This window comes from Streptomyces sp. NPDC006487, assembly GCF_042870555.1.
In the GTDB taxonomy this organism is placed as follows: domain Bacteria; phylum Actinomycetota; class Actinomycetes; order Streptomycetales; family Streptomycetaceae; genus Streptomyces.
The window spans coordinates 100,599-127,523 of the sequence record NZ_JBIAHN010000019.1; the positions used below are offsets into that span (position 1 = coordinate 100,599).

A 26,925-nucleotide genomic window follows, 5' to 3' on the forward strand; every position below is an offset into this window, starting at 1 on the left:
GGCAGTCGCCGCCCCGCGCGGACAGGTCTCAGAACAGGCGGAGCTTGTCGTCCTCGATGCCGCGCATCGCGTTGTAGTCGAGGACGACGCAGTCCATGCCGCGGTCGTTCGCCAGGACGCGGGCCTGGGGCTTGATCTCCTGGGCCGCGAAGATGCCCTTCACGGGCGACAGGTGCGGGTCCCGGTTCAGGAGCTCCAGGTACCGGGTGAGCTGTTCGACGCCGTCGATCTCGCCGCGGCGCTTGATCTCCACCGCCACCGTCGCGCCGGAGGCGTCCCGGCACAGGATGTCGACCGGTCCGATCGCGGTCATGTACTCGCGGCGGATCAGCGTGTAGCCCTCGCCGAGGGTCTCGATCCGGTCGGCCAGGAGCTCCTGCAGGTGGGCCTCGACCCCGTCCTTGATCAGGCCCGGGTCCGTGCCCAGCTCGTGCGAGGAGTCGTGGAGGACTTCCTCCATGGTGATGATGAGCTTCTCGCCCGCCTTGTTGACGACGGTCCAGACGCCGGCGTCGTCGCCGCTCCCCTCCTTGAGGGTGCACGGCGGCGACATCCAGTTGAGCGGTTTGTACGCTCGGTCGTCCGCGTGGATCGAGACACTGCCGTCGGCCTTCACGAGGATCAGACGGGGTGCCGAGGGCAGATGGGCGGTGAGCCGGCCCGCGTAATCGACGGAGCAGCGGGCAATGACGAGACGCATGGTCGGCAACGCTACTCGACGACAAGGCCTGCACGCGATTCGCCCCTGAAAGCCCCGTTCGAGGATGGCGCGTTGTATGCGCATTCTCCTGGTGCGGTACCCACGGGGCGCCTACCGTGGTGAGCGGGAGGTTGCGACTCGTGCACGCTGCGTCGCGATCTCCTTCCCTGCCCGTAAGGCTCCGGCAACCCAATCGGCCGGAGTCGCGAGAGGAGAACCCATGTCGCTCGACGTCTCACCGGCCCTACTCGAACAGGCCGAGCGAGGCGAGGTCGACGAAGCCGCTTTCGTCGACTGCGTCCGGACCTCCCTGCCCTACGCATGGGAGATGATCAGCTCGCTGGTGGCCCAGCTCAAGGTGGACGGCGGACAGTTCGCCGACAATCAGACGCCGCCGCCGGACGAGCAGGCGCGTGGCCAGCTGCTGCGCGCTCTCGCGAGTGACGCGATACGGGGTGCGCTGCAGCGCCACTTCGGAGTGCGCCTGGCATTCCAGAACTGCCACCGGGTAGCGGTGTTCCCGCTGGACTCCGCGGTGGACGACCGGCTGGCCAAGTTCACTTCGATCCGTGGCCAGCTGCTCAACCAGTCGCCCGAAATGCGTGACTGTTAGCAGGAAGACCGCACGAACCGTACGACCGCACCTCCGCACGACCAGCACGACCGCACCTCCGTACGACCGCACTCCGCACCGCCGTACGACCGTATCGCCGCACGACCGGTACCTCGCTGCCGCTCCGGTGCCAACGGAGCGGCAGCCCTGGTCTCAGCCGAGCCGGGGCAGCACCTCGGCGCCGAGGCGCCGGAGGTTATCCTCGGTCGCGGCGAGGTCACCCGACCCCTCCGTCAGCAGGGCGAACCGCGTGATCCCCGTACGTTCCGAGGTGGCCGCCAGCCGGTCGGCCGCCAGCTCCGGTGTTCCCACGGGGTGGAGATCGCACAGCAGCTCGGTGTACGCGACCGGGTCCCGCATCGCCCGCTGCCGTCCGTCCACCGTGACGTGCGCGTCCAGGCCCTGCTTGAGCCAGCCCGGCATCGCCTTCAGCAGCGTTTCGCGGGCGTCCGCCGTCCGGTCCGCCAGCTGGCAGACCCCGGCCGACACGTGGCCGGCCTCGGGCGAATGCCCCGCGGCCCGCGCCGTACGCCGCCACAGCTCGACCATGGCGGCCTTGTCCTCGTCCCCGCAGTGCATTCCCAGCAGCATCGGCAGTCCGCGCTCCGCGGCCATCCGTACCGAGCCGGGAGAGGTGCAGGCGACGATCAGTTCCGGCCCTGTCCCGTCCCCGTGCAGCGCCTCCGACGCACGCGGTACGACGGCCACTTCGCGGAAGCCGTACCGGCCGCCGCCCGCCGCCCCGGGCGTCCCCACGCGCGGCTCGGCCAGCCAGCGCCGCAACAGGTCCAAATCCTCCGGGAAGCGGTTCTCGTACGCGTCGAGCCCGCCGCCGAAGACCTCCAGGTCCACCCAGGGACCGCCCCGGCCCACCCCCAGGGTGAAGCGCCCCTCCGAGGTCAGGTGCAGCAGGGCCGCCTGCTCGCCCAGGGCCACCGGGTGGGTGCTCGGCAGTACGCTCACGGCCGTGCCCACGCGCAGCCGTCGGGTCCGGCCCAGCATCAGGGCCGCCAGGGTCACCGCGGACGGGCACACCCCGTACGGGACGAAATGGTGCTCGGCGAGCCAGACCGAGTCGAGCCCGGCCTCCTCGGCCACCTCGGCGGTCCGTACCGCCCGGTGCAGTGCCTCGCCCTGTCCCTGTCCCGGGAACTGGGCCGCCAGTACAAATGCTCCTACGCGCATCGCCTTTAGCCTCCTCGCGGCTGACGCGGCCTCCCCCAGGCGGACCGTTTTCCTCATCGGCAACAACGTCTGACACGTGCCAAAGGCACGGCCTGACCGGAAAGTTATTGGGATTGTCAGGCCAGTCGCACCAACCGGCGGCCCGCTCCTACGGTCGTCTTCGGACACCCTGCGGGTACCCGGGCTCGCTGCGCGTAGTCTGGGAGAAAGTCACTGCCGTCCGCCCATCCGTGAGGTATACGTGTCACCGCGCCACAACCGCCCCAGGGGCGGCGAGAATCCAGCCGATCGTTCGGACCAGGGCTCGGGCCCGGGCAGTCTGGACCGGTACGGCCTGGAGCGCACGGAGGAGTACCAGGGCGAGGAGTGGAAGGTCCGGCACGTCGCGGGCGCGAGCGCCGCGGGCAAGCGCTACCGCTGCCCCGGCTGCGACCAGGAGATCCCCTCCGGCACCCCGCACCTGGTGGCCTGGCCCGAGTACGGCGGGGTCGACGACCGCCGGCACTGGCACAAGGCCTGCTGGAACGCGAAGGACCGCCGCACCACCAAGGTGCAGCGGTCCCGCAACGCTCCCAAGCATTAGAGGGGGCGGGGCCTAGACGTCCCGGCGGCCGACCACCACGTACGAGCCGGCGACCGCGGCGCCCGTCACCAGCAGGATCACCGTCATGTGGCTCAGGCTGCCCGGGACGGCCATCTCGCCGGCCGCCGGGTCCGAGGCGTTGGTCGGCATCCCGAACAGCTCCATCATCGCCACCGGAGCGTTGTACTGGAGCAGCACCTGGCCGACCGGGGCGACGGCCTCCCAGATGCTCAGCACTCCGCCTATCACCGGCGGCAGCGTGACGACGCCGAGCATCACGGCGATCCCCCCGGCCGAGTGCCGCACCAGCGCCCCGACCGCCAGGGCCAGTACGCCGAGCAGGGTGACGTACAGGCTGCCCACGAGTCCGGACGCCCACTCGGAAGGCGGGTGGTGCCCGGCGCCGGGGCCGTCGCGCAGGATCGACGCGGCCAGTCCGACCAGGCAGACCGACCCGGCCGTGGTGAGGAACGCGGTGATGCCGAAGACGAGGTACTTCGCGGTGAGCACCCGGTACCGGTCGGGGGCCGCCGTGAAGGTGGTGCGGACCAGGCCGGTGCCGTACTCGGAGGTGATCGTCAGCACCCCGAGCACCATCACCGCCAGCTGACCGACCAGCAGCCCGAACAGGGCGGGGGCGATGAACGGCATCTGCTCGTAGTCCAGCGACCGGGTCTGCACGATGACCGTGCCGCCGATGCCGACGACGAGCAGTACCAGCGCGCCGAGCGTCCACATCGTGGAGCGCACCGAGGTCAGCTTCGTCCACTCCGAGGCCAGCGCGTGCCCCAGGTGCGGCCGGGGGGTCGGCAGCGGCGAGGTGTAGCCCGCCGGGCCCCGGTCCCCGGTGGTCGCGGTCGTCGGGGCGGTCATCGGGTGTCCTCGGGCTTCCGGGCGGGGGTGCGTACGGGATCGGGAGCGTGCACGGGATCGGGGGAGGGCGTGGTGCCGGGGGAGGGCTCGGTCCCGGAGGAAGAGGTCCCGGGGCCGGCGAGCTCGCCGGGGCTGCCGGGCATCAGGAACGGCCGGCCGCCGGTCCCGGGCGGCGGGGGCGCGAAGAAGCCCGCCTGCGGGACCGGGAGGGCCTCGGCCGCCTCGTCTTCCTCCCACTTCGGGACGCTCAGCGGTTCGGGCTCCCAGAGCTCGGCACGCGGGTCCTCGGTGGAGGTGTACTCGACGGAGGACTGGGTCATCCGCATGTACGCCTCCTCGAGCGAGGCCCGGTGCGGCGACAGTTCCCACAGCCGTACGCCCGCCGCGTGCGCGAGGTCGGAGATCCGCGGCAGCTCCAGCCCGGTCACCCGCAGCGCCCCGTCGGGCTCCCGCAGGACCCGGCCGCCCGCCCGGGTGAGGACGGAGCCGAGGGTGTCCCAGCCGCCCGGGTCGGTGTCGGCCGTGCGGACCCGGGCGAATCCGGCCGAATTGTGGGTGATGAAGTCCTGGGTGCTCATGTCGGCGAGCAGCCGGCCCCGGCCGATCACGATCAGGTGGTCGGCGGTCAGCGCCATCTCGCTCATGAGGTGCGAGGAGACGAAGACCGTTCGGCCCTCGGAGGCGAGCCGGCGCATCAGGTTGCGGACCCAGAGGATGCCTTCGGGGTCGAGGCCGTTGACCGGCTCGTCGAAGAGCAGCACCTGGGGGTCGCCGAGCAGGGCGGTCGCGATGCCGAGGCGCTGGCCCATGCCGAGCGAGAAGCCCTTGGCGCGCTGCCGGGCCACGTCCTGCAGGCCGACGACCCCCAGCACCTCGTCCACCCGCTTCTCGGGGATCCCGGAGAGCTGGGCGATCGACAGCAGGTGGGTACGGGCCCGGCGGCCGCCGTGGACGGCCTTGGCGTCGAGCAGGGCCCCGACGTGCCGCTGGGCGTTCGGGAGCTCCCGGAAGGGCAGGCCGTTGATCGTGACCCGGCCGGCGGTGGGCCGGTCCAGGCCGACGATCATGCGCATGGTGGTGGACTTCCCGGAGCCGTTGGGCCCCAGGAATCCCGTCACGTGACCTGGCTTGACCTGGAAAGAAAGGTCGTCGACAGCGGTCTTCGCGCCGAAGCGCTTGGTCAGGCCGACTGCCTCGATCATCTTGCTGCCCCTTGCCAGGCCGGGACGACTCTCGCCCGCGTAAGGGTTAAGAGGATATCCAGTCCCTTGCGGTTCCACGTCGCCCCGGACCCTGAGCTACCCCTGAGAACCGACCCGGGGATCCCCCGTACGACCCGGGGGCCCGCGTCGTACCTCAGGCGTCCCTCTTCTTGAGGACCAGGTAGCCGCCGATGACCGAGGCGGCCACCCACAGGAGCATGATCCCGAGGCCGCCCCAGGGGCCGTAGGGGGTCACCGAGCTGCCCATGGCGTCCGGTACGACCTGCATGACCTTGGAGCCGGCCTTGTCGGGCAGGTACTGGCCGTACTTGCGGGTCGCCTCGAAACCGCTGAGGAGGTTCGAGACGATCAGGAAGAACGGGATCAGGATGCTGATGGAGGCGACCGAGCTGCGCAGCATGGTGGCCACACCCATGGAGAACAGGGCGAGCAGGGCCATGTAGAGGCCGGCGCCGGTGACCGCCCGCAGGACGTTCTCCTCGCCGATGCCGATGCCGCGGTCACCCAGGATCGCCTGGCCGAGGAAGAACGCCACGAAGCTGGTCAGCAGCCCGACCACCAGGGCCAGCGCCGTGGCCACGGCGAACTTCCCCGCGAGGAAGCCGCCCCGTCGGGGCACGGCGGCCAGCGAGGTGCGGATCATGCCCGAGCTGTACTCGGTGCTGACGACCATCACACCGAAGACGATGATGGCCAGCTGACCGAACCCCATGCCGGTGAAGCTCAGCAGGGTGGGGTCGAAGGTCGCCCGTTCCACCTCGCTCAGGTCGCCGTAGGTCGCGTTGACCAGGGCGCAGAATCCGGCACCGAACCCGACGGTGACGAGGAAGGCGAGGGCGAGGGTCCAGATGGTGGAGGCGACCGTGCGGATCTTGGTCCACTCGGACTGGAGGACGGCGGAGAAAGCCATGGTTACTTGCCGCCCTTGCGCTGCGTCTCGAAGCCGGCGCCCCACGCGGGTACGTCGGCCGGCCGGGCCGGGTTGTCGAGCGACCCGGCGCCGGCGGCCGCGCCGGGTCCGGCCGGGAATCCCGCCGCCCCCGGTGCGTGGGCGTGGTACTCGACGGAGTCCGCCGTCATGCGCATGAACGCTTCCTCCAGTGAAGCCCGCTGCGGGCTGAGTTCGTGCAGGACGATCTGGTGCTGGGCGGCCAGTTCGCCGAGCCGCTCCGACTCCACGCCGTCGATCTCCAGTGCGCCGGTGGCCGGGACGCTGATCGCGTCGATCCCGGCTTCGTGCAGGACGTCCTTCAGCCGTTCCTGCTGCGGGGTGCGGACGCGCACGTAGCTGCGGGAGTTCTGCTGGATGAAATCGGCCATGGACAGGTCGGCGAGGAGTTTTCCCTGTCCGATGACGACCAAATGTTCTGCGGTCAGGGCCATTTCGCTCATCAGATGGGAAGAAACGAAGATCGTCCTTCCCTCCGCCGCGAGCCCCTTCATCAGATTGCGGATCCAGAGAATTCCCTCCGGGTCCAGACCATTGACGGGTTCGTCGAACATCAGGATCTCCGGGTCGCCGAGCAGCGCGGAGGCGATGCCGAGCCGCTGGCCCATACCCAGCGAGAATCCCTTCGACTTCTTCTTCGCCACGGCCGTCAGGCCGACCAGGTCCAGCACTTCGGAAACCCGGCTGCGCGGGATCCGGTTCGACTGGGCGAGGCAGAGCAGGTTGTTGTACGCGCTGCGGCCGCCGTTCATCGCCTTCGCGTCCAGCAGTGCCCCGATGTACTTCAGCGGCTCCGGCAGGTCCCGGTAGTGCTTCCCGTCGATCCGGACCGTGCCGCTGGTCGGATTGTCGAGGTCGAGCATCATGCGCATGGTCGTGGACTTGCCCGCCCCGTTGGGGCCGAGGAAGCCGGTGACCACCCCCGGTCTGACCTGGAAGCTGAGGTTGTCCACGGCGGTCTTCGCGCCGAATCGTTTCGTAAGGCCCTCAAGCTCGATCATTCCGCCACGCTAGAACGCCGAAGGGCCCTGCGCCACCTCTCACGGGTGACGAAGGGCCCTCGGTGTCGAAGCGGATTGTTGGCTTCCGTGTACTGGTGCGGGAAACCTTCCGGCGACCGGCGAGACGACCGGCGACTAGCGGCTCTGCTGCGCCGGAACGCCGCGGGTGACCGGCTCGTCGTCGATCGGCGCGGAGGCGGCGGCGACCGCGGCACCCGTCAGCGTCGCCAGCATCTCGCGGACGTTGGTGAGCTGCGCGTTGATCGAGTCGCGGCGGTTGGTGAGCGCCGCCAGCTCGCGCTCGGACTCGCTGCGGATCCGGTCGGCCTTGGCGTTCGCGTCGGCCACGATGTCCTCGGCCTGGCGCTGCGCGGTCTCCACGGTCTGGCGGGCGCGACGCTCGGCGTCCGTACGGAGCTTCTCGGCCTCCAGGCGCAGCTGCTCCGCACGGTGCTCGATCTCCGCGAGACGCTTCTCGGCCTTGGCCTGACGGCCGGCCAGGTCACGCTCGGACTGCTCGCGGCGCTTGGCCAGGTTGGTCTCGAAGTCCGCGGCGGCCTGGGCGGCCTTGGCGCGGGTCTCCTCGAAGAGCGCGTCGGCCTCCTCACGCTTGGAGGCGGCGTCCTTCTGGGCCTCGGTGCGCAGGGAAGCGGCGTCGCCCTTGGCCTTCTCGACGATCCGGACGCCCTCGTCCTCGGCGGTCGACTTCCGGTCGGCGGCGAACGACTCGGCGTCGTTGCGCACCTGCTGGGCGGCCGACTCGGCGAGCTCGCGGTGCTGCTCGGCCGCGCGACGGGCCTCCTCACGGAGGTCCTTCGCCTCCTCCTCGGCCAGGCGCAGGATCTTCTCGACCCGGGCGCCGAGACCGGCGTACGACGGCTCGGCGTCGCTCACCTGAGCCTGGGCGTTCTGCGTCTCGAGGTGCAACTCCTCGATCCGCTTTTCCAGAGAGTTGATACGTCCTAGGGCGCTGTCGCGGTCGGAGACCAGCTTGGTGATGCGGTCGTCCACCTGACCGCGGTCGTAACCACGCCGCACGAGCTCGAAGCCGAAGGGGGAGGATGTGTCGCTCATGGGGTTCCTGTCGAATGAGACCGATGAGGTGCTACGCGGGGTGTTAGGTGTTAAGGGGAATCCTAGGCGCCAAGACGGCGTGTCATCGAGTCAATCCGCGTTTGATCTGGACAATGACACCCCTTTTGAGTGGCAAGGCGACAGAATGCTTGTCACTCGTTCGCCTGAACCTCCATCAGGAGCACAGCATTGAGCGTGCTGACTAGCCCTCTGACGTCTTGCCACCCGAACGAGTGGAACCCGCTGTCGCACCGGCCTTCACGCCCCCCGCGCCCTGGCCGCCGACCCCGGGCTTCGCGCCACCCGAAGGTGCCTCGAATGATTCCAACGCCTCAAGAACGTCCTGGACACGGGAGATCTCCGCCTGAATGTCCTCGCGCCTGCGCACGAGGACCTCCAGCTCGCGCCGGCCCTCGTCGACGAGCCGTTCGGCCTCGGCCTTCGCCTCCGCGAGAGCCCCCTCGGCAGCCCGGACCAGCTCGGCCTTCTTCTGCTCGGCCTCCTTGAGCAGCGCCTCCGCCTTGCGGACCGCGGCGATGCGGACCTTGCTCGCCTCGCTGCTCGCGTCCGACACCAGCGCCTTGGCCTTCGCGTCCGCCTCGACGCTCTGCTCGGTCGCCGCCCGCACCAGCTTGTCCACGCGCTCGCCGGCCGACTTCATCTGCTCGGCAGACTCGCGGCGGGCCCGCTCGTGCAGCTCCTCGACCTCCGCCTCGACGCGGCCGCGCAGCTCCTCCGCCCGATCCCTTATGGCCGACGCGTCGCTGCGCGCCCCGACCAGCAGCTCGTCGGCGTCCGTACGGGCCTTCTCCACCAGGGAGTTGCCCTCCACCGTCGCCTCGGAGGAGATCCTCGCCGCTTCCTTGCGCGCCGCGTCGACCATCGCGTCCGCCTGCTCCTCGGCCGCCGTCGTGGCGGCCAGGGCCTGCTTCTGCGCGTCCCCGGTGAGCTTCTCGGCCTCCGAGGAGGCCTCCGTGATGAGCCGGTCGACCTGGGTCGCGGCTTCGCTGCGGCGCTTGTTGGCCTCTTCGCGGGCCTCGTCCAGCACCCGCTCCGACGCGGTGCGCGCCTCGCCCCGGATCCGCTCCGCCTCGGTGGCGGCCTCGGCCTTGACCCGCTCGGCCTCGGACCGGGTGCGGGTCGCGTGCTCCTGCGCCGAGGACAGTGCCTCGGAGGCCTCGGCCCGCAGCCGCTCGGCCTCGTTCGCCGCCTCGCCGACCGTGCGCTCGGTGTCCTTGCGGGTCTGCTCGGTGAGCCGGTCCGCCTCCGCGATGGCCTCGCCGACCAGGTGGTCCGCCTGCTCGGCGGCCTCGGTACGGATCCGGCCCGCCTCGGCGCGCGCCTCGTCCAGGGTCCGCTCGGACTCCCGCTCGGCGCCCGCCAGCGTCTCGTTGGCCGCGACCGTGACCCGGTCCGCCTCCGCGGTGGCCTCGCCGATGATCCGGCCGCCCTCCGCGCGGGCGTCGTCCAGGGTGCGTGCCGCCTCGGCGCGCAGCCGGTCGGCCTCCGCCGCGGCCTCGCCGACGGTGGCCTCGTTGGCCGTGCGCGTCTCCTCGACGAGCCGGTCGCCCTCGTTGCGCGCGTCGACGAGGATCCCCGTCGCGTCCCGCTCGGCCCCGGCCAGCGTCTGCGCGGCCTGCGCCGTGAGCTGCTCGGCCTTGGCCTTCGCCGCGTCCAGGGCGGCGGCCGCCTCGGCGCGCAGCGCCTCGGCCGCGGCCTCGGCCTCACCGACCGTCAGCGCATTGGCCGCGCGGGTCTCCTCGGTGAGCCGCTCCGCCTCCGCAGCGGCTTCGGAGATCAGGCGGTCCGCCTGCTCGGCAGCCTCCGTACGCAGCCGGTTCGCCTCGGAACGGGCCTCGTCCAGCGTGCCCGCGGCCTCGGTACGGGTCGCCTCCGCGGCGGCCTCGGCCTCGGCCGTGAGCCGCGCCGCCTCCGCCTGGGCCTCGCCGATCGTGGCCTCGTTGGCCGCGCGGGTCTCCTCGGTGCGGCGCTCGGCCTCGGCCGTGGCCTCCGCGACGAGCCGGCCGCCCTCGGTACGAGCGGCCTCCAGGACCTCCGCGGCCTCGCCGCGGATCCGGTTGGCATCGTCCCGGGCGTCGGCCTTCGTGCGGGCCGCGTCGCGTTCGGAGGCGGCCAGCGCGTCGGTGGCCTCCGTACGCACCCGCTGCGCGTACTCCGCCGTGTCCGTGCGCAGCTGCTCGACCTCGGCCGCGGTGTCCGTACGCAGCCGCTCCGCCTCGGCGATCGCGTCGCCGACCGTGCGCGCCGCCAGCTCCTTCGCCGCGTCCGTCTCGGTGCGCGCCTCGCTGCGGATCCGGTTGGCGTCCTCGGTGGCCCGCTCCCGCTCCGCGTACGCGTCGGCGCGGACCCGGCCGGACTCCTCCTCGGCCTCCGTCCTCGTACGCTCCGCCGCGTGCTCGGCGGCGCTGCGCAGCCCCGCGACCTCTTCCTCGGCCTGCTCGTGCAGCCCGGCCACCGCGTCGCGCACCTGCTGGGCGGTGGCCTCGGCCGCAGCGACCACCTCGGACGCGCGCCGCTCGGCCTCCTCGGTGAGCCAGACCGCCTCGGCCGTGGCCTCCTCGGAACGCTTGCGGGCCTGGGCGAGGAGCTCCTCGCTCTCCTCCCGGGCCTGCGCCCGCTCGCTCTCCGCGTCCGTACGCGCCGAAGCCAGCGTCTCCTCGGACTCCCGGCGGCGCCTCGCGGCCTCCTCCTGGGCGGCGGCCAGTGCCTCGGCCGCCTCCTGCGCGACCCGCTCGGCGGCGGCCTTGGCCTCCGCGCGCAGCCGGTCCGCGGTCTCCTGCGCCTCGGAGCGCAGGCGCTCCGCCTCGGCCTCGGCCTCGCCGGTCAGCCGTACCGCGTTCTGCTCGGCCTCGGCGCGGACCCGGCCGGCGTCCTCGGCGGCGTCGGTCCGCAGCTGGTCGGCCTCCGCCTCCGACTGCGCCTGCAGCGTGCGGATCCGCTCCGCCGACTCCGCGCGGAGCCGGTCGCTCTCCTCGGTGGTCTCCTTGCGGATGTTCTCCGCGGCCGTCCGGGCGTCGCGCAGCGTCTGCTCGGCGGTCGAGAGGCGTCCCTCGGCATCGGTGTGCAGCCGGACGAGCTCCTCGTCGGCCTCCGCCCGCTTCGCCGACAGCGCCCGCTCGGTCTCCTCGCGCCGTACGGCCGCCGCGGCGTCCGCCTCGGCCCGTACGGACTCCGCCTGCTCCTCGGCCTCGGCGCGCAGCCGCTCGGCCTCGGCGCGGGTCCGCTCCAGGGTCTCCTCGGCCTGCTTGCGCAGGGTGGTGGCCCGCTCGACGGCCTCGCCGCGGACCCGCTCGCTCTCGGCGTTCGCTCCGGAGCGCACCTCGTCGGCGTCGGCCCGGGACTTGCCCAGCAGCTCCTCGGCGGTGCGGGCCGCCTCCTCGATCTGCTGGACCGCCTCGCGGCGGGCCTCGCCGCGGATCCGCTCGCCCTCGGCGACGGCCTCCGCACGCAGCTGCTCGGCCTCGCCGCGCAGCCGGCGGGCCTCCTCCTGGAGCTCGACCGTACGGGCCCGGTACTCCTCCGTGTCGTCCTTCGCGGCGCCCTTGAGCTCATCGGCCGTGGCCGCGGCCTGGGCACGCAGCCGCTCGGCCTCCGCCTCGGCCTCGCCGCGGATCCGCTCGGCCTCCTCGGACGCCGCACGGGTGGTGGCGCGGGCGTCCTCCGAGGCCTTGTTCAGGACCTCCTCGGCGGTGCGGGCCGCCTTCGCCAGCTGGGCCGCCGTGTCCTCGGCCGCCGCGGTACGGGCCTGCTCGCCGGCCTCGGCGCGCAGGCGCTCGGTCTGCGCGCGGGCATCGGCGAGCGCCTGCTCGGCCTCGGCCTTGAGGGTCTCGGCCTCCTTGTTGGCCTCGCCCACCAGGCGGGCCACCTGCTCCTTGGCCGTACGGGTGCGCTGCTCGTTGACGGATTCCGCCGAGGCGAGCTGCCGCGCGGCGCTCTCCTTGGCCTCCGCCAGCAGCTTCTCCGCGGCCGCGCGTGCCTCCCGTAGGGCACCGTCGGCCTCCTGGGCGCGCTGCTCCGCGACCCGGCCCAGGTCCATCGTCTGCTGGCGGGTCTGCTCGGCCTCGGCGGAGGTGGTGGAGCGCAGCCGCTCCGCGTGCTCGGTGGCCTCCTGGGCCTGCGCGGAGGCGGCGGTCAGCAGCCGCTCGGCCTCCTTGCGGGCACGCAGCAGCGTCGACTCGGCCTCGGCGCGGGCGGCTTCGTTCTCGGAGGCGAGCCGGCGGGTGGCCTCGGAGGCGACCCGGGCGGCTTCGGCGCGGGCGGTGTTGAGGGTCTGCTCGGCCTCGACGCGGGACTCGTCCATGAGCCGGCGGGCCTGCGCTTCGGTGCGGGCGCGCAACTGCTCGGCCCAGGCCACGTTCTCGTTGACGTGGGCTTCCACCGTCTGGCGGCGCTCGCTCAGCTCCTGGTCCAGGCGCTGGCGGCGGTTGACGGCCTCGGCGTGCAGTTCGGCCTGGAGGCGCGCCTGGTGCTCGGCGTGCTCCTGGAGGATGCGCTGGGTCTGCGCCCGTACGTCGCGCAGTTCGCGCTCGGCGTCGGAACGCATCTGGTCGGCCTGGATCTGGGCATTACGGAGCAGCTGCTCCGCCTGGTAGCCCATGTCCGCGCCGTCGTAGGCGGGGCGGGACGCCAGATTGCGGCGTACCTCGTGGAGCTTGGCGCGCAGCACCTCGACCTGGTACCCCAGGTCATCGGCGTGCTGGACGGCCTTCCCGCGTTCCTTCTTCAGCCGCTCCATCTCGGCTTCGAAGCGCGAGAGATGGTCGGCCTCGGCCTGATGGCTCTCCTGGCTTTCGTAGCCCCGCACAGCGCGGTCCCATCCGTCCCCTGGTCGCAAGCCCGATCCCAAACGAGCGCCGTCCGCCCGCTGAACGACGCCCCCGGGGAATGGTGTCAGATACCGGGTCGGGCGATACAGGCCCCGACCCCGTCCCCGCACCGAACCCCGGCCGAGCCAAAGCCACTCTACCGGCCGGGGAAACGGGACATCAGTGGTCGGGGTTGCTCGTGACCAGTTCGGTGAGGACGCCGTGGCAGTCCTTGGGGTGCAGGAAGGTGATGGAGGAGCCCATCGAGCCGGTGCGGGGCTGGTCGTAGAGGACGCGGACGCCCTTGCCGCGGATGGCTTCCGAGTCGCCCTGGACGTCCTCGGTGCCGAAGGCGATGTGGTGGACGCCCTCGCCGTTCTTGGCCAGCCACTTGCCGACCGCGGAGTCCTCGCGGGTGGGTTCGAGGAGCTGGAGGTAGGAGGCTCCGCCGTCGGAGGTCTCGTTGATCTTCAGCATGGCCTCGCGGACGCCCTGCTCCTCGTTGACCTCGGAGTGGAACACCTCGAAGCCGTACGTGGCACGGTAGAACTCAACCGTCTTGTCCAGGTCGAAGCAGGCGATCCCGATGTGGTCGATTCTTGTCAGCATGGACACAGTGCAGCGCTACCGGAGGCGGTTACGCAACGTGCGCGCGATCACACTGGCGGGCCGGTGACGGCACGGGTACCGCTCAGTACATTCGGGTAAACCCTCGTTCACTCCTCATCTTCAAGGGGCTGTGCTCCATGTCCGGAACGAACAACACCACGTCAGTGATCGTCGCCGGGGCCCGCACGCCCATGGGGCGACTGCTCGGCTCGCTGAAGTCCTTCTCGGGTGCCGACCTCGGCGGCTTCGCCATCAAGTCCGCGCTGGAGCGGGCCGGGATCTCGGGTGACCAGGTCCAGTACGTGATCATGGGCCAGGTTCTGCAGGCCGGTGCGGGCCAGATTCCCGCCCGCCAGGCCGCCGTCAAGGGCGGAATCCCCATGAACGTCCCCGCGCTCACCATCAACAAGGTGTGCCTGTCGGGCCTGGACGCCATCGCCCTGGCCGACCAGCTGATCCGCGCCGGGGAGTTCGACATCGTGGTCGCGGGCGGTCAGGAGTCCATGACCAACGCCCCGCACCTGCTGCCGAAGTCCCGTGAGGGCTTCAAGTACGGCGCCATCGAGATGCTCGACGCGATGGCCTACGACGGCCTCACCGACGCCTTCGAGAACATCGCGATGGGCGAGTCCACCGAGAAGCACAACACCCGCCTCGGCATCGAGCGGGCCCCGCAGGACGCGTTCGCGGCCACCTCCCACCAGCGCGCCGCCGCCGCGCAGAAGAACGGCGTCTTCGAGGCCGAGATCACCCCGGTCGAGATCCCGCAGCGCAAGGGCGAGCCGGTGGTGTTCTCGCAGGACGAGGGCATCCGGGCCGAGACCACGGTCGAGTCCCTCGGCAAGCTGCGCCCGGCCTTCGCGAAGGACGGCACCATCACCGCCGGCACCTCCTCGCAGATCAGCGACGGTGCGGCCGCCGTGGTCGTGATGAGCAAGGCCAAGGCCGAGGAGCTGGGTCTGGAGTGGCTCGCCGAGATCGGCGCCCACGGCAACGTGGCGGGCCCGGACAACTCGCTCCAGTCGCAGCCCTCCAACGCGATCCTGCACGCCCTGAAGAAGGAGGGCCTCGGCGTCGAGGACCTCGACCTCATCGAGATCAACGAGGCCTTCGCGGCGGTCGCCGTGCAGTCGATGAAGGACCTCGGCGTGACCCCTGAAAAGGTGAACGTCAACGGCGGCGCCATCGCCCTGGGTCACCCGATCGGCATGTCCGGCGCCCGCGTGGTGCTGCACCTGGCGCTGGAGCTCAAGCGCCGCGGCGGCGGCGTCGGCGCGGCCGCCCTGTGCGGTGGCGGCGGCCAGGGCGACGCCCTGATCGTCCGCGTCCCGTAGGGGAGGGGCGGCCACCCGGCCGCCCGCACCCGTAGCCGTACCCGTACGAGATCCGCGGGACCCGCGGGCCCCCGAGAAGCAAGGAGCGCAGCAAGAATGACGGCGGTGGACGTCCCCCAGCTGGTGGCCCAGGCCCGTGAGGGCAGGCCTCGAGCGGTCGCCCGGCTGATCTCGCTGGTCGAGGGGGCGTCCCCGCAGCTGCGCGAGGTGATGGCGGCGCTGGCGCCGCTCACGGGCAACGCGTACGTGGTGGGCCTCACCGGCTCCCCGGGCGTCGGCAAGTCCACGACGACCTCGGCGCTGGTCTCCGCGTACCGGCAGGCCGGCAAGCGGGTCGGCGTCCTGGCCGTCGACCCGTCCTCGCCGTTCAGCGGGGGCGCGCTGCTCGGCGACCGGGTGCGGATGTCGGACCACGCCTCCGACCCGGGGGTGTACATCCGCTCCATGGCCACCCGCGGCCACCTGGGCGGACTCGCCTGGGCCGCCCCGCAGGCGATCCGGGTGCTGGACGCGGCCGGCTGCGAGGTGATCCTGGTCGAGACCGTCGGGGTCGGGCAGTCGGAGGTGGAGATCGCGGCGCAGGCGGACACCTCGGTGGTGCTGCTGGCCCCCGGGATGGGCGACGGGATCCAGGCCGCGAAGGCGGGCATCCTGGAGATCGGCGACGTCTACGTGGTGAACAAGGCCGACCGGGACGGTGCGGACGCCACCGCCCGGGAGCTGAACCACATGCTGAGCCTGGGGGAGTCCCGGGGCAAGGGCGACTGGCGGCCGCCGATCGTCAAGACGGTCGCGGCGCGCGGCACGGGCATCGACGAGCTGGTCGAGGCGCTGGAGAAGCACCGGGCGTGGATGGACGAGCGCGGGGTGCTGGCGCAGCGGCGTACGGCCCGGGCCGCGCGCGAGGTGGAAACGATCGCGATCACCGCGCTGCGGGCCCGGCTGGCCGACGTGCACGGCGACACCCACCTGGAGACCCTGGCCGGGCGGGTGGCGGCGGGCGAGCTGGATCCGTACGCGGCCTCGGACGCGCTGCTGGCGACCCTGACGGAAGCGACGGAACCGACGGAACCGACGGAACCGGATGCGGAGCCCGCGGGCCGGTCATAGACTGGCGAACGCCCGGAATGCCCCGACGCAGGGAGGTTTCATGGCGAAGCGCGGCAACAAGAAGCGAGCCCGCAAGAAGAAGAAGGCCAACCACGGAAAGCGTCCCAATGCCTGACCGTGAGCACTGACTGACCACATACGGAAGCCGCACCCCGTCCACGGGGTGCGGCTTCCGTATGCCGGGGCCTAGCCGTTGTCGTTCTCGTCGTTGTCGTTGTCCGAGTGGGAGACGGTGGCCTTGCCGGACGTGGGGTCGACGTGGACGTTCGTCGTGCTGCCGCCGGACTTGACCTCCACGTCCCAGTAGGTCTTGTTGCTGTCGTCATCGTCGTCCCACTGAACCGACCACACCGGGCCGGGATGGGCGGCGACCGCGGCCTTCATCGCCTGCTGGGCGGTGACCTTCGCGGCGACCAGGGCGGCGTCCTCGTCCCCGTCGTCGTCGTTCTCGTCCGAGTTCTCGACGGCGACCGACCCGGTGGCCGCGGTGACGAGCAGCTCCGTGTTGCCGCCGTCCTTGCCGATCACGTTCACGTGCCAGACCGAGCCGTCCTTGTCGAGGGACTCGATGACTCCGGGGTGGCTCTTGAGGGCCGCCGCGGCGGCCCCCTCGGCATCGACCGCGGCGCGCAGGGGCGCGGAGACGCCGCCGGTGGCAGCTTCGGTCGTGGAAGCGGCGGTGGCGGCCGCCACCGGCCCCACGACCAGCAGGGCCGCGGCGGCCGCGGCTGACGATACGTACAGGGTGCGCTTCATGGCGTGACCTCCTCAGGCCGGCCATGGCGCTTACGGTTGCTCGGCGGCGGCCGGCGAGCGAGCGTTACCGCCCATTCTCCGGCCTGAGGAGGAGGATCGCCGCTCGGGCCGAGCCCGCGGCCCGGCCCGGCCCGGGGCCGTCCGGCCCGGCTTCAGGCCTTGCCGCGGCCCGCGCGCAGGTGCTCGGCGACCGGTCCGAGCGCGGCCCGCAGCGCGGCGATGGCGTCCGGGGTGAGCAGGTCGATGAAGTGCCGGCGGACGGACGCCACGTGGTGCGGGGCGACCTTGCGCATCGTCTCCATGCCCTCGGGCGTGAGGACGGCGTAGAGCCCGCGGCGATCGGACTCGCAGTTCACGCGGCGGACGAGGCCCGCCGATTCCATGCGGGTGATCTGGTGGGAGAGCCGGCTCTTGGACTGCAGCGTGGACGTCGCGAGATCGCTCATCCGCATCCGGTGCTCCTCGGATTCGGAGAGGTTCACGAGGATCTCGTAGTCGTTGTTGGTGAGCCCGAACGGCTGGAGGTCCTTTTCCAGCTGGTGCATCAGCAGTCGGCTGACGTCCAGGTGGGTGCGCCAGGCGCACTGCTCGGCGTCGTTCAGCCAGGGGGTGGCCGTCTCGGTCTCGATGGTCTCCATGAAAGAACTCTACCTAAGAAGTTGAATTGCGTACAAAAATGCGGCGGGGTGAGAGATTTCCTACAGCCCGAAGCGCCTCTGGAGATCGCCCAGCTGCCCCGGCATCCGCGGTACGCCCATCTGCCCCAGCGGACCCTGTCCGGGCACGCCCTGGGCGTTGCCCGCGGCCGCGCCGGGGCCTACGGTGCCGACCGCCTGCTCCGCCATCAGCATCTCCGAGGACTGGAGCAGCACCGTACCCGCGCCGACGAACTCGAACTGGTGCTCCTCGCCCGAGGAGCCCCCGATGCCCGTCAGCGAGCGCAGGCCGCCGATCACGCCCGACATGTACTTGTGGTCGTAATGGTGACAGGGGGAGGGGCAGTCCGCCCAGCCCACCAGCGCCTGCGGGTCCACGCGCAGCGGCGGCTCCATGAACACCACCGGCCCGTTGGAGGCCGCCACGAACTTCCCGGTCCCGATCAGGGTGAGGAAGCCCGGCACGATCGACTGCTTGAGGGCGAGCGTGGGCTGGTAGGCGAGCAGGTTGCCCGACCGGATGGTCAGGTTGCCGTTGTCCAGGTCGTACGAGTTCACGTCGAAGGCCCGGTCGGCGAGCAGCATCTTGCCCTGGCCCTCGGCCACCACCCAGTCGCTCGCGTGCAGCGGCGAGTGGAAGCTGGTGCGCAGCAGCCGGTCGAACCGGCCGTGGCCGATGCCGTTGAACTCGATGCGCCCGTAGTAGGCGATCATCTTGCCCTTCTGCAGGAACCACTGGCTCCCCTTGAGCTCCACGCAGAAGGTGTAGGCGTTGACGTTGTCGTCGGACGGCAGGGTGTACGGGTCGAAGACGGTCGGACCTCCCGGTCCACCGGTCACGGGACCAAAGTTCACAACTTCTCCTCTGAGGCCTGTACGTACACCGCGCCCTGCCCGGACAGCTCCAGCTGGAACGCCTCGCCCGAGCCGCGCCCGACCATGTCCCGCCAGCCCAGCGCCGTGGACAGCTTGTTGCGGACCTCGCCGTGGTGGGCGACGTAGGCCTGCGGGTCCACGTGGATCGGGCGGCCCGGGTGGATCGGCAGCTCGATGACCCCGCCGTGGGCCATCACGGCCACCGAGCCGTGGCCCTTGAGGGTCGTGGTGAACAGGCCCTGGCCGGTCACCTGGCCGCGGACCATGCCCATGACCCCGCCCTGCGCGCCCATGAACATCGTGCCCTGCTGGAGGGTGCCGTCGAAGGCGAGCAGCCGGTCGGCCTCCACGTAGAGCGTCTCGCCGGTGAGGCTGATCACTTGGATGTGGTGGCCGCCGTGGCCGAACATCACGGTGCCGCTGCCCTCGACCTCCATCAGCGGGGTCTGCTCGTTCGCCACCCGGCGCCCGATCATGCCCATCACGCCGCCCTGGCCGCCGGTCAGGCTCGGGGTGAAGGAGACCTCGCCGCGGTAGGCGAGCATCGCGCCGCGCTGGCTGTACATCTTCTGCCCCGGTACGACCTGGGCCTCGACCATCTTCGAGTTGATCTCGCGGAACGGCATCAGACGTCGCCCCCGATGGTGTTGCGCTCGCTGGGCTGCACGTACACCAGGCCCTCGCCCTCGAAGCGGATCTGGAAGGACTCGCCGGAGCCCTCGCCGATCAGCGTGCGGAAGTTCACACCGGACTGGAAGGACTGCTGGAGGTTGCCGGTGTGCGCGATGTACGCCCCCGGGTCGACGGAGAGCGGGTACTGGGCGCTGACGCGCAGCACCACCGCGGGGCCGTCGGACATGATCGCCGCCTGCCCGCTGCCCTCGACGGTCGTGGTGAACAGGCCGTTGCCCGTCGTCGCACCGCGCAGGCCGGTGAAGGTGGTGCCGGTGCGCAGGCCTGCGTCGGTGCACAGCAGGTTGCTGGACTCGACGTAGAGCTTCTCGCCGCGCAGATTGACCAGATTGATCTCACTCGCCCGGTCGGCGAAGAAGCAGGTGCCGTGACCCTGCACTTCCATCACGGTCATCTGCTCGCCGGTGAGCCGCCGGGTCACCATTCCGCGGAGGCCTTCGCCGCCGCCGGTCATCTTCTTGAAGGCCACCTGGCCGTCGTACGCGACCATGGAGCCGTTTTTCGCTTTCACGGCGTCCCCGGTCAGGTCGACGGCGAGCACCTTGCTGCCTTGGAGTCGGAACTGAGCCACGGGAAGACGTTATCCGCAGAGGGCGGCACCGAACAGGGCCCGTTGGCCGATATCCGTCACGGTTCGGCACGGTCCGCCCCGGTCCGCCGGGACCGCGGGCCCCGCGCCAAGATCGCCCGGGGCGGCTGAGACACTGGGTCGGACCCCCGGCATCCACCCCGAAGGTTCCACGTGGACATCAAGACCGCTTCCGCCCTGCACCGGCTGCGCCTCATCTCCGTACCGGAGGCGCTCTCGTTCCCGGCGCTGCTGATCTTCGGCTCGGTGCTGAGCCGGATCTCGGACATCGACTACCTGATGATGCCGCTCGGCATCATCCACGGGATCCTGTTCGTCATCTACGGCGTCTTCCTGCTGGACGTCTGGTTCAAGGCGAAGTGGCCCCTGAAGAAGGTCGCGCTGTTCTTCCTGCTGGCGCTGGTCCCCTTCGGCGGGCTCTACGGCGACCGCCTGCTCAAGCGCGACGAGACGGCCGGCGTGCTCGCCGCCCGCGCCCGCGAGGCGGCCCGCGCATGATGATCGCGTTCTCGGTGACCCCGCTGGGCGTCGGCGAAGAGGTCGGCGAGTACGTGGCCGACGCCGTCCGCGTCGTCCGCGCGTCGGGGCTGCCGAACCACACGGATGCCATGTTCACCACCATCGAGGGCGAGTGGGACGAGGTGATGGACGTGGTCAAGCGCGCGGTGGCCGCCGTGGAGGCGCGCGCTCCCCGGGTCTCCTTCGTCCTCAAGGCCGACATCCGCCCCGGCGTCACGGACGGCATGACGTCCAAGATGGAAACGGTGGAACGCCACCTCGCCGGGGGCTGACCGGATCGCGGGACCCGTCGGCTCACACGCCCCGTCGGCTCACACGGCGAAGACGTGCACGTCGGGTGCTTGGAGCACCGACAGGTACGCGGTGGTCTCGCGCATCGGTCGGGGCCGAAGTCCGCGCCTGCGCCACCGCGCAGTCCTTGAGCATCGCGGCCGGCACACGGACCATTGCCGGGTGGGGCCGCCACACCTGCGCCGGCACCGGTTGCAGCTTCGGCCTCTCGCCGCTCCTGTGAGAGCGCGTACGCCGACGGCACCCTGCCCGCGACCGTGGACGACTGGAAGGTCTGCTTCCAGGACCCGGCCGAGGGCAGGGAGGTCCAGGCTCCGAAGACCGTGAGCGCCCGGCTGAAGGTCGTGGCACCCGGCACGGCCTGTCCGGCCGCGGCGGGCGGCAGGCTGCATCCGGACCCCGAACCCACCCCCGAAGCGCCGGACGCCGGGGACGACTCGGGCGGCTCCTCCACCGGTGGTGGGGGCGGCAGCGTGTACTACAAGAACTGCACCGCCGTTCGCGCCGCGGGAGCCGCCCCGATCCGTCGCGGCGACCCCGGTTACGGCCGCCATCTGGACAGGGACGGTGACGGCGTGGCCTGCGAGTAGCGGGCCCGTGCCACGGTCGCCGGAGCCGGGGGACCTGGCGTAGAGCAGACTTCGGAGGCATGGCCGTCTCCACGATCAAGCACGCCGTCCCGTACTACTCCCAGTGGGAGTCCGCCGCGCTGGTGCCCGAGTTCGTCGCGGGCGCCGACGCGGCCCTGGATCCCCTGTGGGCGGGGTCGGGCGCCGACTCACCCGAGGAGTACGCCTTCTGGGCGCCCCGCATGTGCGGAGTGGCCTGCCTGCGGATGGTGCTGGGGAGCCTGGAGCTCCCGGTGCCGCCCTCGGTGGAGCTGGTGAAGGAGCTCAGCGCGGCCGGGGCGTACGTGCGGGACGGGGACGCGGTGAAGGGGCTGATCCACCGGCCGTTCGCCGAGTACGTCACCGCCCGCTGGGGCCTGGACGCCCGATCGGCGCCCGTACTGGACCACCGGACCGTCCGGGACACGCTGGCCGGGGGCGGGGTGGCGATGCTGTCGGTCCACTGGGCGATCCGTACCCTGACCCCCGTGGTGGAGGCCAGGGGCGGTCACCTGGTGCTCGCCGTCGGAGCCACCGAGGACGCCGTCCTGGTGCACAATCCCTCCGGCTTCCCCGACGGTTCCCAGCAGTACGCGCCCGTCCCCTGGGCCGACCTGGACCGCTTCTACGCCGGACGCGGCATCCTCCTCGGCGGCCGGGCCGGCTGAGGGCAGCGGCCGGGGCCCCGGCGTCCGCGCTTCCCGGTCTGGTGACCCGTTCGGCCCTGGCCGCAAGGGCACGGAACGGAACCGCCCGGGTGGGTGCATCCCGTTCGACAGGTGGAGGCATCTCCCCTTTCGTTGGGATACGTACCTCGGTTTCGAGCGCTGGAGGAACCGTGCGGCAGGAAGCCTTCGACTACGAGTCCCACAGCCGGCTGGCCGGCCCCTGTGAGGAGCCGGATCCCGCCGACGCCTACCGGGTGCGCTACCGCTCCCTCCTCGCGCGCGAGGACCTCCGGACCCGAATACGGGCCGTCGCGCTCATGACGCTCGCCCCCGTCGCCGCCACCGGGCTGCTGCTCTACCTCGTCTGGCCCACGCACCGGACCGTCCGGGAGGGCGGCGAGGGATGGCTGGTGCGGCTCGACGCCGTGATGCTCGGATCCGTCGCCCTGATCATGCTCTTCATGGTGGTCAACGTGATCTCGATCGCCCACGCCACGATGGTCGCCCGGGACCCCGTCCCGGTCCCCGCCGAACCCGGAACCCGCGTCGCCTTCCTCACCACCTACGTCCCCGGCAAGGAACCCCTCTCCATGGCGGCCGCCACCCTGCGCGGGGCCGTCGCCGTCCGCCACGACGGGCCGCTCGACGTCTGGCTCCTCGACGAGGGGGACGACCCCGGGGCCAGGGAACTGTGCGCGGCGCTCGGAGTGCGCCACTTCACCCGCAAGGGCGTCGTCGAGTGGAACACGGCCAAGGGCGCCCACCGGGCGAGGACCAAGCACGGCAACTACAACTCCTGGCTCGCCCGGCACGGCGCCGACTACGACTACTTCGCCTCCGTGGACACGGACCACGTGCCGCTCCCGCAGTACCTGGAACGGATGCTCGGCTTCTTCCGCGACCCCGACGTCGCCTTCGTCGTCGGCCCGCAGGTCTACGGCAACTACACCTCCTCGGTCACCAAGGCCGCCGAATCCCAGCAGTACCTCTTCCACGCACTGATCCAGCGCGCGGGAAACCGCTACGGCGCCCCCATGTTCGTCGGCACCAACAACGCCGTCCGGATCAGCGCGCTGCGGCAGGTCGGCGGGCTCTACGACTCCCTCACCGAGGACATGGCCACCGGCTTCGAGCTCCACCGGAGCAGGAACCCCGCGACCGGGCGGTTCTGGCGGTCCGTCTACACCCCCGACGTGCTCGCCGTCGGGGAGGGGCCGAGCACCTGGACCGACTTCTTCACGCAGCAGCTGCGCTGGTCGCGGGGGACGTACGAGACCCTCCTGCGGCAGTACTGGCGGGGCTGCTTCCGGATGCCTCCGGGCCGCTGGCTCAACTACACCCTGATGCTCGTCTACTACCCGATGACGGCCGTCAACTGGCTGCTCGGCGTCCTCAGCTGCGTGCTGTTCCTGTGGTTCGGCGCCTCCGGCACCCAGGTCTCCTCCGAGGTCTGGCTGATGCTCTACACCGACGCCGCCGCCCTCCAGGTGGGCCTCTACCTGTGGAACCGCCGCCACAACGTCTCGCCCCACGAGCCGGCGGGCTCCGGCGGGCTCGCCGGCATGGCGATGTCCGCCGTCTGCGCGCCCGTCTACCTGAAATCGCTCGGCTCCGCGGTCCTGCGCACCCGGGGCCGTTTCGTCGTCACCCCCAAGGGCGGCGTCGCCAGCCCCGACCGACCCGCGACCTTCCGCATCCACCTCTGCTGGGCCGCCGTCCTCCTGGTCTCCCTCGCCGCCTCCGTGCGCTACGAGCACACCCACGCGGCCATGCGCGTCTGGGCGGTGCTCGCCCTGGCCGTCACCCTCGCTCCGCCGGCCGTCTGGGCCGTGACGGAGCTGTGCGCCCGTACGGCCCGGGCCTCACCCGGCGGGGGACCCGAACCGGGCGAGGAGCCGGAGCAGGCCTTCGCGACGACCGCGGGAGGGAACTGAACCATGGCGTACCGCCCTTCGAAGCAGTTCAAGAAGACGGCCCTGGGCGCCGGAGCCGCCGCCCTGCTGCTCGCGCTCAACGCGCCCGCCGCGCTCTCCTTCGCCGGGGACCGCTACCACTCGTACAAGATCGGGCAGTCCAGCTACCGCGTGCAGTACGGCTCGTGGGGGCTGATCGGGCTCCCCGAGGAGCACCGGATCAACGCCATGCACGCGGCGCTGCTGCGCACCGGCAAGGTGCTGCTGATCGCCGGCTCCGGCAACGACCAGCGCAGCTTCGACAAGGGCAGCTTCTCCACCGTCCTGTGGGACCCGAAGGACGACAGCTTCAAGAAGATCCCGACACCGGAGGACTTCTTCTGCTCGGGCCACAGCCAACTCCCGGACGGACAGCTCCTGGTGGCCGGCGGGACCGCGCGCTACGAGGTGCTCGACGGGAAGGTGACCCGGGCCGGCGGCGGCATGCGCGTCAAGAACGAGAGCCCCGACAAGGCGGTCAGGCTGGCGAAGGGCACCGTCTTCCGGTCCCCGTCCGGCGTCGAGTACGTGTCGAAGTTCGCCGTCACCGTCCCCAAGGCCACCCGGCGGTTCGAGATCGCCTACGGGCGCGGCGGGCAGATGATGCCGTGGAAGACCAAGGTGGTCGCGGCCGAGGCACGGGTCTTCGTGGAGGCGGTCCGGGAGGGCGCCGCGGGGCTGACGACCCAGGCCGCCCAGTACACGGTGGCCGGGCTCACCGGCAAGGACGCAGCCGACGTCTACGGGCTCGCGGAGCGGCTCAGCGCCGACAAGCAGGATTTCCAGGGCATCAAGTCCGCCTACGAGTTCGACCCCCTGGCGGAGAAGTACGTACCGGTCGACCCGATGAAGGACGCCCGCTGGTACCCGACCCTGGTGGGGCTCCAGGACGGGCGGGTCCTCGCGGTGTCCGGACTCAACGACGTGGGCGACGTCGTACCCGGCGACAACGAGTACTACGACCCGAAGACCAAGAAGTGGTCCAAGGGCCCCTTCCGCTACTTCCCGACCTACCCCGCGCTCTTCCTCACCCAGGGCGGCAAACTGCTCTACACCGGCTCCAACGCGGGCTACGGGCCCAAGGGCAAGGGGCGCGAGCCGGGCGTGTGGGACCTGGCGACGAACCAGTACCGGAAGGTCGGCGGACTCGCCGACCCCGACCAGCTGGAGACCTCCTCGTCCGTGCTGCTCCCCCCGGCCCAGGACCAGAAGGTGATGGTGCTCGGCGGTGGCGGAGTCGGCGAGTCCCGGCTGTCCACGGACCGGACGGCGGTCGTGGACCTCAAGGCGGAGGTACCGGTCTTCCGGTCGACGGCCCGGCTGCCGCAGGGCGTGCGCTACCTCAGCAGCGTGCTGCTGCCCGACGACTCCCTCTTCACCACGGGCGGCTCCGCCGACTACCGGGGCCGGGGCGCCAGCGACATCCGCAAGGCGCAGTTCTACTACCCGCGCACCGACACCTTCGTGGCCGCCGCGGCCCCCACGGTCGGGCGCAACTACCATTCCGAGGCGCTGCTGCTGCCCGACGGGCGGGTGGCGACCTTCGGGTCCGACCCGCTCTTCGCGGACAAGGACAACACCAGGCTGGGCCGGTTCGAACACCGGCTGGAGGTGTACAGCCCGCCGTACCTCCACCGGGACCCGGCGCTGCGGCCGGTCCTGGGGGCCGGTCCCGAGGACGTCGAACCGGGCGGCTCCGCCACCTTCGGGGCGCCGCGGGCCGAGCGGATCCAGCGGGCCCGGCTGATGCGGCCGAGCGCGGTCACGCACACCACCGACGTGGAGCAGCGCTCGATCGAGCTCGGGCTGGAGAAGACGGCCGGCACGGTGACGGTCACCGTGCCGGCGGACCCGACGCTGGTGCCGCCCGGCTGGTACATGCTGTTCGTGACGGACGCGGACGGCACCCCGTCGGTGGCGAAGTGGATCCGGGTGCGGCAGGCGCCGGAGCCCCCGCCGTCACCGGCGTCGCGGGACGGCTGGCTGAGTTAGGGACGGGACGCGCCGCTCCCTTCCGCGCTAGGGCCTGTCGTCAAACTCCCGTCTGCCTCGCGACGCCTGGCACGCGCTCTCGCCGCACCGGACGGCAGCCAAGTACGTCCAGTACACGGGCTTCCGCCCGGCACGCCGAGAGCACGCACCAGACGCCGCGAGGCCGCCCTTCGGGCGACGACGGGAGTTTGACGACAGGCCCTAGTCCGTGGAGCGGCGGGCCAGGCCCAGGGCGTAGTCCGGCCACCACTTCCCGGCCGGGGGGCCGCCGCGGCAGGTGCCGTCCGATTCGCCCGGCCGCTTGACCCAGAGGTACGCGTCCACGAGCGGGTCACCCGTCCCGTCGGTCGGGGGCGTGCCCAGTGCCCTGCCCGGCGGGTTGCACCAGGCCTGGCCGCGGTCCCCCTCGAGCGGGCCGTCGCCGTTGCGGCTGGTGTCGATCACGAAGTGCTTGCCCTTGGTGGCCTTGGACAGGGCGGCGCCGTACTCCCGCCCGGCCGCGCTGGGCTGGAAGTTGGAGACGTTGAGGGAGAAGCCGTCGGCGCGGTCGAGCCCCGCCTCGTACAGGGGATCGACCAGCTTCTTCGGGTCCGGGATCCACGCCGGGTTGCCGGCGTCCAGGTAGACCTTGGTGTTCTTGTTGCGCTTGAGCCGGTCGACGGCCTCGGAGAGCAGCCGCAGCCGCTCGTCGCGGTGGCCGGCCTGGGTGCAGCCGTCCACCAGGTGCGGGACCGCGTCCGGCTCCAGGACGACCAGGGCCTTGGTGTCGGCGATGTTGTCGGCGAAAGCGCCGATCCAGCTCCGGTACGCGGCTGCGTCCCGGGCGCCGCCCGCCGAGTGCTGCCCGCAGTCCCGGTACGGGATGTTGTACGCGACGAGGACCAGCGTGCGGCCCGCCGCGCGGGCGCTCGCCCTGGCCCGGCGGATCTCGGGGCCGGGGTCGCCGGCCGGGCCCCACAGGGCCATCGGCCGGTCGGCGATGCGGCGCAGCACCTGGGCGTCGCTGTTGCGGCCCTGCGCCTCCCAGGCGGCGACCTGGCGGGCGGCGTCGCTCTGCGGGTCCACCCAGAACGGCGACTCGTCGACGAGGCCGACTCCGGCCGGGTGGTGGGGCGGGGCGGATTCCGGCTGCGCGGTGGGGGCGGGCGTGCAGGCGGCTGCCGCCGCGAGGACGAGGGCTGTGGTGAGGAGGGTGGCGGGGCGGCTGCGGGGGCGGCGGGCTGGCATCCGGCTTCCTCGGGGCGA

At 71.7% G+C, this 26,925-nt stretch carries 26 protein-coding genes; 11 read left to right on the forward strand and 15 right to left on the reverse strand.

Annotation, left to right across the window (positions count from 1 at the left end):
• Positions 1-28 precede the first annotated feature (28 nt).
• Positions 29-700 (reverse strand): endonuclease NucS, encoded by a 672-nt coding sequence (gene nucS, locus ACFYM0_RS30710; protein ID WP_250744748.1) that lies wholly within the window; start codon positions 698-700, stop codon positions 29-31.
• 220 nt (positions 701-920) lie between these two features.
• On the opposite strand from nucS, the gene ACFYM0_RS30715 reads away from it, so the two are divergent.
• Positions 921-1,313: an SCO5389 family protein gene (locus ACFYM0_RS30715; RefSeq protein WP_327254974.1), complete on the forward strand. Its 393-nt coding sequence runs from the start codon at positions 921-923 to the stop codon at positions 1,311-1,313.
• 153 nt (positions 1,314-1,466) lie between these two features.
• Here ACFYM0_RS30715 and ACFYM0_RS30720 read toward each other — a convergent pair whose 3' ends face one another.
• Positions 1,467-2,498 carry an LLM class flavin-dependent oxidoreductase gene (locus ACFYM0_RS30720; RefSeq protein WP_388506963.1) on the reverse strand — a complete coding sequence of 344 codons (1,032 nt, stop codon included), beginning with the start codon at positions 2,496-2,498 and terminating at the stop codon, positions 1,467-1,469.
• A gap of 241 nt (positions 2,499-2,739) precedes the next feature.
• Between ACFYM0_RS30720 and ACFYM0_RS30725 the strand changes: the two genes are divergently transcribed.
• Positions 2,740-3,081, forward strand: a complete 342-nt coding sequence (locus ACFYM0_RS30725) for an ATP/GTP-binding protein (RefSeq protein ID WP_388506965.1) — start codon at positions 2,740-2,742, stop codon at positions 3,079-3,081.
• 12 nt (positions 3,082-3,093) lie between these two features.
• Here the strand turns inward: ACFYM0_RS30725 and ACFYM0_RS30730 are convergent, their stop codons facing one another.
• The 7 genes from ACFYM0_RS30730 to mce all read right to left on the reverse strand — a co-directional run bounded on the left by ACFYM0_RS30730 (position 3,094) and on the right by mce (position 13,636).
• A complete protein-coding gene (locus ACFYM0_RS30730; protein ID WP_388506967.1) occupies positions 3,094-3,954 on the reverse strand; it encodes an ABC transporter permease in 861 nt (286 codons plus the stop codon).
• Positions 3,951-5,156, reverse strand: a complete 1,206-nt coding sequence (locus tag ACFYM0_RS30735) for an ABC transporter ATP-binding protein (protein ID WP_388506969.1) — start codon at positions 5,154-5,156, stop codon at positions 3,951-3,953. Before ACFYM0_RS30735 ends, ACFYM0_RS30730 begins: the two co-directional genes overlap by 4 nt.
• A 154-nt stretch (positions 5,157-5,310) precedes the next feature.
• Entirely contained in the window at positions 5,311-6,087 is a 777-nt protein-coding gene (locus ACFYM0_RS30740; RefSeq protein WP_388506971.1) for an ABC transporter permease, read from the reverse strand.
• A 2-nt stretch (positions 6,088-6,089) separates the two neighbouring features.
• Complete coding sequence (locus ACFYM0_RS30745) at positions 6,090-7,127, reverse strand: ATP-binding cassette domain-containing protein (protein WP_388506972.1); 1,038 nt, start codon at positions 7,125-7,127, stop codon at positions 6,090-6,092.
• Between the two features lie 135 nt (positions 7,128-7,262).
• On the reverse strand, positions 7,263-8,201 hold the full coding sequence (locus ACFYM0_RS30750; RefSeq protein ID WP_327254980.1) for a cellulose-binding protein: 939 nt from the start codon (positions 8,199-8,201) through the stop codon (positions 7,263-7,265).
• A 202-nt stretch (positions 8,202-8,403) separates the two neighbouring features.
• On the reverse strand, positions 8,404-13,026 hold the full coding sequence (gene scy, locus ACFYM0_RS30755) for a polarized growth protein Scy (RefSeq protein WP_388506977.1): 4,623 nt from the start codon (positions 13,024-13,026) through the stop codon (positions 8,404-8,406).
• A gap of 181 nt (positions 13,027-13,207) precedes the next feature.
• Positions 13,208-13,636, reverse strand: a complete 429-nt coding sequence (gene mce / locus ACFYM0_RS30760; RefSeq protein ID WP_274549601.1) for a methylmalonyl-CoA epimerase — start codon at positions 13,634-13,636, stop codon at positions 13,208-13,210.
• A gap of 137 nt (positions 13,637-13,773) precedes the next feature.
• On the opposite strand from mce, the gene ACFYM0_RS30765 reads away from it, so the two are divergent.
• The 3 genes from ACFYM0_RS30765 (at position 13,774) to ACFYM0_RS30775 (ending at position 16,195) form a co-directional block, all read left to right on the forward strand.
• Positions 13,774-14,970, forward strand: a complete 1,197-nt coding sequence (locus ACFYM0_RS30765; RefSeq protein WP_274549602.1) for an acetyl-CoA C-acetyltransferase — start codon at positions 13,774-13,776, stop codon at positions 14,968-14,970.
• A gap of 96 nt (positions 14,971-15,066) precedes the next feature.
• On the forward strand, positions 15,067-16,080 hold the full coding sequence (gene meaB / locus ACFYM0_RS30770) for a methylmalonyl Co-A mutase-associated GTPase MeaB (RefSeq protein ID WP_388506980.1): 1,014 nt from the start codon (positions 15,067-15,069) through the stop codon (positions 16,078-16,080).
• A 40-nt stretch (positions 16,081-16,120) separates the two neighbouring features.
• Complete coding sequence (locus ACFYM0_RS30775; RefSeq protein WP_099895366.1) at positions 16,121-16,195, forward strand: 50S ribosomal protein bL37; 75 nt, start codon at positions 16,121-16,123, stop codon at positions 16,193-16,195.
• Positions 16,196-16,266: 71 nt separating this feature from the next.
• Here the strand turns inward: ACFYM0_RS30775 and ACFYM0_RS30780 are convergent, their stop codons facing one another.
• The 5 genes from ACFYM0_RS30780 to ACFYM0_RS30800 form a co-directional block, all read right to left on the reverse strand.
• Entirely contained in the window at positions 16,267-16,836 is a 570-nt protein-coding gene (locus ACFYM0_RS30780) for a PepSY domain-containing protein (RefSeq protein ID WP_388506982.1), read from the reverse strand.
• Positions 16,837-16,988: 152 nt separating this feature from the next.
• Positions 16,989-17,465, reverse strand: a complete 477-nt coding sequence (locus tag ACFYM0_RS30785) for a MarR family winged helix-turn-helix transcriptional regulator (protein WP_388507122.1) — start codon at positions 17,463-17,465, stop codon at positions 16,989-16,991.
• A 69-nt stretch (positions 17,466-17,534) separates the two neighbouring features.
• The gene (locus ACFYM0_RS30790) at positions 17,535-18,332 is read right to left on the reverse strand and encodes an AIM24 family protein (RefSeq protein WP_266912696.1); all 798 of its coding nucleotides are present in this window, start codon (positions 18,330-18,332) and stop codon (positions 17,535-17,537) included.
• Between the two features lie 11 nt (positions 18,333-18,343).
• A complete protein-coding gene (locus ACFYM0_RS30795) occupies positions 18,344-18,994 on the reverse strand; it encodes an AIM24 family protein (protein WP_327254986.1) in 651 nt (216 codons plus the stop codon).
• Positions 18,994-19,632, reverse strand: coding sequence for an AIM24 family protein (locus ACFYM0_RS30800; RefSeq protein ID WP_388506985.1), 639 nt, complete (start codon positions 19,630-19,632; stop codon positions 18,994-18,996). Before ACFYM0_RS30800 ends, ACFYM0_RS30795 begins: the two co-directional genes overlap by 1 nt.
• A 171-nt stretch (positions 19,633-19,803) precedes the next feature.
• Here ACFYM0_RS30800 and ACFYM0_RS30805 point away from each other — a divergent pair, with 171 nt between their 5' ends.
• The 6 genes from ACFYM0_RS30805 (at position 19,804) to ACFYM0_RS30830 (ending at position 25,680) form a co-directional block, all read left to right on the forward strand.
• Positions 19,804-20,148 carry a DUF3817 domain-containing protein gene (locus tag ACFYM0_RS30805; protein WP_388506987.1) on the forward strand — a complete coding sequence of 115 codons (345 nt, stop codon included), beginning with the start codon at positions 19,804-19,806 and terminating at the stop codon, positions 20,146-20,148.
• Positions 20,145-20,441 carry an MTH1187 family thiamine-binding protein gene (locus tag ACFYM0_RS30810; RefSeq protein WP_250744763.1) on the forward strand — a complete coding sequence of 99 codons (297 nt, stop codon included), beginning with the start codon at positions 20,145-20,147 and terminating at the stop codon, positions 20,439-20,441. The genes ACFYM0_RS30805 and ACFYM0_RS30810 overlap by 4 nt, the downstream gene beginning before the upstream one ends.
• Before the next feature lie 276 nt (positions 20,442-20,717).
• Positions 20,718-21,050 (forward strand): excalibur calcium-binding domain-containing protein, encoded by a 333-nt coding sequence (locus ACFYM0_RS30815; RefSeq protein WP_388506989.1) that lies wholly within the window; start codon positions 20,718-20,720, stop codon positions 21,048-21,050.
• A 59-nt stretch (positions 21,051-21,109) separates the two neighbouring features.
• A complete protein-coding gene (locus ACFYM0_RS30820; protein WP_388506991.1) occupies positions 21,110-21,736 on the forward strand; it encodes a C39 family peptidase in 627 nt (208 codons plus the stop codon).
• Positions 21,737-21,906: 170 nt separating this feature from the next.
• Positions 21,907-23,670, forward strand: a complete 1,764-nt coding sequence (locus tag ACFYM0_RS30825; protein WP_388506993.1) for a glycosyltransferase family 2 protein — start codon at positions 21,907-21,909, stop codon at positions 23,668-23,670.
• 3 nt (positions 23,671-23,673) lie between these two features.
• Positions 23,674-25,680: a galactose oxidase-like domain-containing protein gene (locus ACFYM0_RS30830; protein WP_388506995.1), complete on the forward strand. Its 2,007-nt coding sequence runs from the start codon at positions 23,674-23,676 to the stop codon at positions 25,678-25,680.
• 201 nt (positions 25,681-25,881) lie between these two features.
• On the opposite strand, the gene ACFYM0_RS30835 is transcribed toward ACFYM0_RS30830, so the two are convergent.
• A complete protein-coding gene (locus ACFYM0_RS30835; RefSeq protein ID WP_388506997.1) occupies positions 25,882-26,907 on the reverse strand; it encodes a glycoside hydrolase family 6 protein in 1,026 nt (341 codons plus the stop codon).
• Positions 26,908-26,925 lie beyond the last annotated feature (18 nt).